Annotated in this window: 6 protein-coding genes; 3 read left to right on the top strand and 3 right to left on the bottom strand. The window is 38.1% G+C overall.

What is annotated here, in order from left to right; genetic code table 11:
• Nucleotides 1–205 precede the first annotated feature (205 nt).
• The 3 genes from L1D46_RS18975 to L1D46_RS18965 form a co-directional block, all read right to left on the bottom strand.
• Entirely contained in the window at nt 206–928 is a 723-nt protein-coding gene (locus L1D46_RS18975) for an SIMPL domain-containing protein (protein ID WP_239978042.1), read from the bottom strand.
• Between the two features lie 152 nt (nt 929–1,080).
• A complete protein-coding gene (locus L1D46_RS18970; protein ID WP_130051044.1) occupies nt 1,081–1,926 on the bottom strand; it encodes an HDOD domain-containing protein in 846 nt (281 codons plus the stop codon).
• Between the two features lie 194 nt (nt 1,927–2,120).
• Nucleotides 2,121–2,420 (bottom strand): hypothetical protein, encoded by a 300-nt coding sequence (locus tag L1D46_RS18965; RefSeq protein WP_130051043.1) that lies wholly within the window; start codon nt 2,418–2,420, stop codon nt 2,121–2,123.
• A 282-nt stretch (nt 2,421–2,702) separates the two neighbouring features.
• Between L1D46_RS18965 and L1D46_RS18960 the strand changes: the two genes are divergently transcribed.
• The 3 genes from L1D46_RS18960 to L1D46_RS18950 all read left to right on the top strand — a co-directional run bounded on the left by L1D46_RS18960 (nt 2,703) and on the right by L1D46_RS18950 (nt 6,593).
• Nucleotides 2,703–4,493 carry an ATP-binding protein gene (locus tag L1D46_RS18960; protein WP_239978041.1) on the top strand — a complete coding sequence of 597 codons (1,791 nt, stop codon included), beginning with the start codon at nt 2,703–2,705 and terminating at the stop codon, nt 4,491–4,493.
• A 274-nt stretch (nt 4,494–4,767) separates the two neighbouring features.
• Nucleotides 4,768–4,968, top strand: coding sequence for a hypothetical protein (locus L1D46_RS18955; protein WP_130051041.1), 201 nt, complete (start codon nt 4,768–4,770; stop codon nt 4,966–4,968).
• A gap of 245 nt (nt 4,969–5,213) precedes the next feature.
• Nucleotides 5,214–6,593 (top strand): alpha-amylase family glycosyl hydrolase, encoded by a 1,380-nt coding sequence (locus tag L1D46_RS18950; protein WP_178927202.1) that lies wholly within the window; start codon nt 5,214–5,216, stop codon nt 6,591–6,593.
• Nucleotides 6,594–6,842: the final 249 nt, after the last annotated feature.

The raw sequence follows: 6,842 nt of genomic DNA, 5'->3' as shown, positions 1-6,842 counted from the left end.
CAATAGTAGCAACGCCGCACAAAATCAAGATATTTTATTCTTAATTGAGCTGCAAATTAAAATATAAAATTCCTAAAAGACATCCAAAAAGACACCCTAAAAAAGGCAATAAAAATACCCCATTAAAATCAATTATTTGAATTTAAAATAAAAACAAGAACTTACAATTAAGCTGGTACCTAAAAAGCATTCTTAAAAGAAAGAATTATTCTAACAACAAATCAAACACAACATTGACACTTGCTCTGAAGGTAATCGATTCTTGTAAATACTTACCTTCTGGGACTGCATTAATACGTGAGCCCGTTACCATAATTTGTTCAATATTGTTGTTGCTACCATAGCCGAAGTGACTACCTACCTCTTGCGATTGAATACTATACACTCGACCAAGTTTCGCTTCGAATGCGCTAGCAAGGCTGCTCCCCTGTTGTTTGGCATTCACTACAGCCTTATTCAGAGCGACTTGCTCGTAGTTTGAGGCTTTCGTTGATAAAAGTTGAATTTGCTCGATTTGATTGACACCCACTTTAAGCGCAAAGTTTAAGAAACCATCCAAAAGAGAGAGTTGTTTAAGGCTGACTTTGAGCTTACGCGTGGCTCGAAAACCATCTTTAGCTAGGTTATCGTTTTCGTCATAACGCATATTGGGCTCAACAAATATCCGCCCCGCAGAGATACTTTTTTCGTCTATAGAAAAATTGCTTAATCCCGCAAGAAGTTTGTTCACTTGCGTATCGACTTGCTGCTTCGCTTGCAAACTTTCAGCTTTTACAGATTCAAACTCTAACGTGATATTAGCCATATCGGGAGCAGTACGCACAACAGCCTCACCTTTAACAACGATGTGGCGATTATCTGGTAAACTCGTTGCAGCCATCACAGAACTGGTACATAAAACCAATAGTAACAAAGATTTAAGCATCATAATCTCTCCCTAGAAAAAGTTATGATGCCTTGCTACGGTATGAAAGTATAGTAATACTATGCTTTAATGAAGTGTAAAAAAACCAAAGTTAGCAAGTCTGCACTCGCTACCGCATCGAAGTTAAGATGAGAGGAAATAAAATCTAAGCAGCTTTAGCTCGCCATCGCATTGTCGACGTAATCTTCGACCATATCTGCAAAATCTTGGTCAACAATGCCAAGTTCAGATAAGCATTGCTCTTTAATTTTAAACCACTCGCTTGAATACTGTTGGTGGCGCGCATAGTCCACAGCACTCTCTGCGCACTTTAAAATGGCATACGCCATACGCTGCTGCTCATCATTGCTTTGCTCTAAAAAGTGCGTGTTGTGATGATTTAAAATAACGTGACATAGTGGCTTAGGTAGGTGCCATGATACAGAAATAAAGTAGCCAATCACCGCATGGTCACACTGATAACGTGCTTGTTCAAGGTCTGTAATTGCGAGCTCTTTGGCTAGGTTTGCTTGCTTGAGTACCTCAACATAATCTCTAAATTTTAATGCCATAGCAGCAATACCTACATTATGAAAAAGCCCTAATGAATAAAGCTCATCCACTGGCATTAAAGACTTATAACGATTACCCAGCAACACACAGGCATTTGCAACTTCAACCGATTCATCCCAAAAGCGCTCTAAGCTAATACAAGCATTGCCTTTAAAGTTTTGCTTTAGGAGAGCCAAAGTTACCAGCCGATTAAGCTGATCTAACCCTAAAAACATCGCCGCTTGGCGTATATCACTTATGGTGCGTTGTAAGCCAAACACGGGGCTGTTGATTGTTTTTAATAATAAGGCCGAAAGGCTAATGTCACGTGATATTAAATTAGCTACTTTATCTAAGCTTGCATCAGATTTTTGCATTTCTTCGGCAATTTGGCTCAATAGCTCAGGTTTAGGTGGAATATGAAAACCGCGTTCGAGTGAAACTAGGTGTTGTTCATCTAAGTTGATCATTTGCCCAAGAGCCTCCGTTAATAAGCAACGAGCAATTTAATAGTTTAGATGTGTAAAATAACCTAAGAAGTTTGCCTTAGTATTGTTTGAGATCAATGTGTTGCGAAGAAAGGGAATTAATTCATAAAAAGCTAACACGGCATATTATGACACGTTGCTATAATATGCCGTCTTTTTGAAGGTTTGCGGTTTGCTTAGTGAGCAAGTACGCTTAGCCACTCATCAGGGTTTGCTAAAATGAACTCAAATACATCCTTGTTATTTAGAGTAATGCGAATTCCATCTGCTGTGATTGGCAAAATACCCGCACCTTTACCTGAACACTTATCAACGTTATTGATTTGCGCTCGTGAAAATCTGTATGGGCCTAAGCCTAACTCTTTATTAAACGGTTCAAAAACAATGTCTTGTTCAGTAACTAAAAGCTTACCATCCGCTTTTGCGACACCCGATTGAATAGTTGCTGCTGATTCTTTGACTGTGTGTGCGTGCATATCCTTTACTCCACTTAACAAATGAGTGTTAGCCTACACTCAATTAAACCTTAAAATAGCGTACCAACTTAAGATACAACAAGTACGAAAAAAGTACAGTTAAATCAATTAATTTCAAATCATTATTTTACAAAGGGCTTTTGAACACGTTAGATTACTTTTCCATTGTATAGGACTTTTAATATTTTCATAAAAAAGCCGTCACAGCTTTTACCCTTTCTTATGTGAACAAATAAAAATGCGCTATGCTTAGAATAACAACAGGATAGGTGCCGTAAACTGATGATAAAAGCGTTGCAGCAAACTAAAAACAAGTTAAAAGTAAATGCCATTATCATGATTGCATTAGTAGCTTCGCTTACTGTTACCTCTTTATTCTTTTACAGAAATGTTGACTCACAATGGCATGACTATTCAAAAACCGCCGCTAACATTTATGTACTTCACGACAAGCTAATTCAAAAACTCGGTTATGGTGGCTTTATTCACCATTTTAAAAACCTAGTACTAAGAAAAAATACAGATCTATACCTACCGCCCATTGAAAATGAACTCCGCGAAATAAAAGAGATCTTTGCCAAACTTGGCGCAATAAAAGAATACGATCAAACAGCACTTAGTGACGTTAAAAAAACGGTTATTGAATATGAAGACAAAGTCGATATTGTTTTAAAGATGATTACTAACGGCGCTACAAGCGAGCAAATAGACTCTACAGTAAAAGTGGATGACGCAGCCGCTTTAAAGGCACTTGCCGCTTTTGAGCAACATGTAAACTCAATACTCCAAAATAAAAGCATCGCTATTGATGAAAACTTTCAAATTGCTTACATCGTGCATGTGCTAACAATCATATTGCTCACCAGCATATTGCTTATTTACTTTAGAAAGCTATCAAACTCATATAAACAACAGATTGAGCTCACTGAGCGTGCGGTAGAAGGAGCGAGAATAAAATCAGAGTTTTTAGCAAATATGAGCCATGAAATACGCACCCCACTCAATGGCATAATGGGGCTTTTACAAATTTTGCAGCCGAACATTCAAAAACCGAAAAATATTGAAGTTGTTTCTAAGGCGCTGTTTTCTTGTCGATCACTCCTTACCATTATCAACGATATTTTAGACTTTTCGAAAATGGAGGCGAACGAGCTTTATATTGAACAGGTGGATTTTTCGATGTCGAAGGTCGTTGAGTCGATCAATTCTGATTTTCTGCCGCTTTGTAACGAAAAAGCAATTGAATTAAACATAGATATAGACGATGACGTTGAAGATTTATGGATAGGAGACCCAGTTCGGGTTCGACAAATTATTTTAAACCTGGTTTCTAACGCCGTTAAATTTACCGAGCAAGGTGGCGTGCAAGTAAAGATTAATAAATCTTCGCAAATCCAAAAGCAAGGTGTTGAGATAGAAGTGATTGATACCGGCATTGGTATGAGCAAAGAGGGTTTAATGCACCTGTTTAACCGTTTTCAGCAAGCCGATAACAGCATAACGCGGCGTTTTGGCGGGACAGGATTAGGAATGTCGATCACCGCTAATCTCATTAACCGTATGAACGGCCGTATTGATGTAGACAGCGCACTCGGTAAAGGCACCCATTTCACGGTTTATTTACCGCTCAAAGTCTCTGAAAAGCAACACTTAAATGATAGCTTTACTGATGTAACCGCACCTGATTTATCGGCTAAAACCTTATTAATTGCTGAAGATAACCCGCTCAATACTATGATCATCAAATCGATGCTTGCAGAAACCAACGCAGATCTTCATTTTGCAAAAGATGGTACTGAAGCAGTCGAGTTATTTAAACAACTTAACCCCATTTTAGTTTTAATGGATATACAAATGCCAATTATGGGGGGGATCGAAGCTTGCTCCCATATTCGTAGTATTGATAAAGAGATTCCCGTTATTGCCTTGACTGCCAACGTGATGAAAGAAAATATAATCGAATACATGAACTGTGGTTTTAATGGCCACGTAGGCAAACCCATTGAAAAGCATTTACTATTTAAAGCGCTGCATGATGCAATTGCAGTTAGCCGCGATGAGCTCATTGACTAAGCTTTTATAGTACAGCGATAACCCTCTGATTTTTAATTTCTTATAAATATACCAATTTTTAAAAGCGTAACTTATTACATATTTTCAATGAGTTATATTTGTAGATTACTACTAACCCCCTCTCTTATAGCGCTGTACAAATATCATTCGATATTAATTGACTTAGCTAAAAAGATCCCCCATAGTCGAAAAAACCATCAGTACACATTAGACCAAATTATAAAACCAAGTAGCAAACTAATTGCTATAAACAAAAATGTGGAGGAGATGCGTTATGAACCGTAAGTCAAAATTAATCTACCGTATTATGTTGGCCTCTAAGCTTCATAGCCGTAATAAAGAGATATCACTCGATACATTAAAACAAGGCTGTTGTCTAAGTGACTCTGAATTACTAACCATTTTAAAAGAGCTAGAAATTAAAAAACTGATCAGCTGGGATGCCAGTAAATCTGCTTTTATGATTTCAGCCTAGCTCAGCATATTTAAACGACAGCTTGGCTATGCATTGCTGTCGTTTTAACATATACCCGACCCGGTTTAATCATTTAAGTTTTTACCTTCCTAGCCCTTTAAATACACTTTTGAAAGATGAACTTAATCGATTACGTAAATATACTGTGAATACGTATGTACAAATTTGTTACACACAAACCTTGGGTATATATTTATCAGACTGTTTGTTAGTACACACAATTTAAATTGACAACAAGGTCTGACATGAATTCACTTCTTACCAAAAGCTTGCTTATATTTACACTGAGCTTACTCGCTGCATGTTCACAAACCACAAGTACAAAAAGTGCCTATGAACCAGAAGCCTATGTAAAAATAACTCATCCTGAATGGTCAAAAAATGCGGTACTTTATCAATTAAATACTCGCCAATTTACTCCAGAAGGAACCTTTATTGCAGCACAGCAACAGCTGCCTCGCTTAAAAGCATTAGGTGTAGATATTATTTGGCTCATGCCCATTAACCCTATTGGCGAAGAAAATCGCAAGGGCAGTTTAGGTAGCCCTTATTCTGTAAAAGATTACCGTAAAGTAAACCCTGAATTTGGCACATTGAATGATCTAAAAGCCTTTGTTGATAAAGCTCATGAAATGGGTATGTATGTTATTTTAGATTGGGTAGCGAATCACAGTGCCTGGGATAATTGGCTTCGCTATGAGCACCCTGATTGGTACGAGCGTGATTATCAAGGAAACTTTAGGCCAACGCCTTGGTGGGATTGGTCTGACATTATCGATTTTGATTATTCAAAGCCAGCGCTGCGTAAGTATATGACTGAATCAATGAAATACTGGGTAAAAGAAGTAGGTATTGATGGCTATCGCTGTGATGTGGCAGGCTTTGTACCCGTCGACTTTTGGAATAACGTTCGCCGTGAGCTTGATGAAATAAAGCCTGTTTTAATGCTGGCTGAGTGGGAATCTCGTGATTTACATGCTAAAGCATTCGATATGACTTACGCTTGGTCATGGTCTAAGCATATGCATAATATCGTAAATGCTCATGCCGATGTCAGCGCTCTCTTCCTTTATTATTCATGGAATGAAAGTGCATTCCCGGCCGAGGCGTACCGCCTTGTAGGTGTTGCAAATCACGACACCAATGCATGGGAAGGCACCATGTTCGAAAACTACGGCGATGCACTTGAAGCTGTAATTACACTTTCTGTGATTGGCGAAGGTTTCCCGATGATTTATAACGGTCAAGAAGCTGGCAACGATAAACGACTCGCCTTTTTCGAACGCGACCCAATAAAGTGGCAAAAGCACCCTATCGGTGATTTATACCAATCGCTATTTGCACTCAAACATAACAATGAAGCCCTGTGGAATGGTCAATTTGGCGGCCGCATGGTACATGTACCAAACACCGCACCTAAGCAGGTGCTTAGCTTTGTTCGTGCAAAAGGAAACGATAAAGTATTTGCCGTATTCAATCTTTCAAAAGAGCCTAAAACTGTCAGCTTTAAAGAGCCGTTGTTTACAGGAAAATATAAAGAAGTACTTTCTAAAGAAATAGTTGAGTTTACTGAAAGCTCAACACTAACCCTGCCTGCTTGGGGGTTTAAAGTATTCGCGAAATAACAATTTTGAGTGCACTAAAGAGAGCATGAATTTCTTTATCAATTCTTATAAAAAAAGGTGCCACTGCACCTTTTTTTATTATTAAGTATAGAAATAGTTTAGTAAAAGCAATGGCGCTAATACGACTGTCTAACGCTAGATTAGGCCAGTTATCTGCTATTTTTTTCATTTCTAGATCGAGTAACCACCGCGCCAAAATTGATACTTTTTCATTAATAAATTTTCATTTCATACTACTCATCTTTAAAG

Origin of the sequence: Pseudoalteromonas sp. Isolate3 (assembly GCF_022398505.1) — a bacterium.
Lineage (GTDB): Bacteria > Pseudomonadota > Gammaproteobacteria > Enterobacterales > Alteromonadaceae > Pseudoalteromonas > Pseudoalteromonas apostichopi.
The sequence above is the reverse complement of the archived record's forward strand: the minus strand, read 5'-3'. Positions and strand labels throughout refer to the sequence as shown.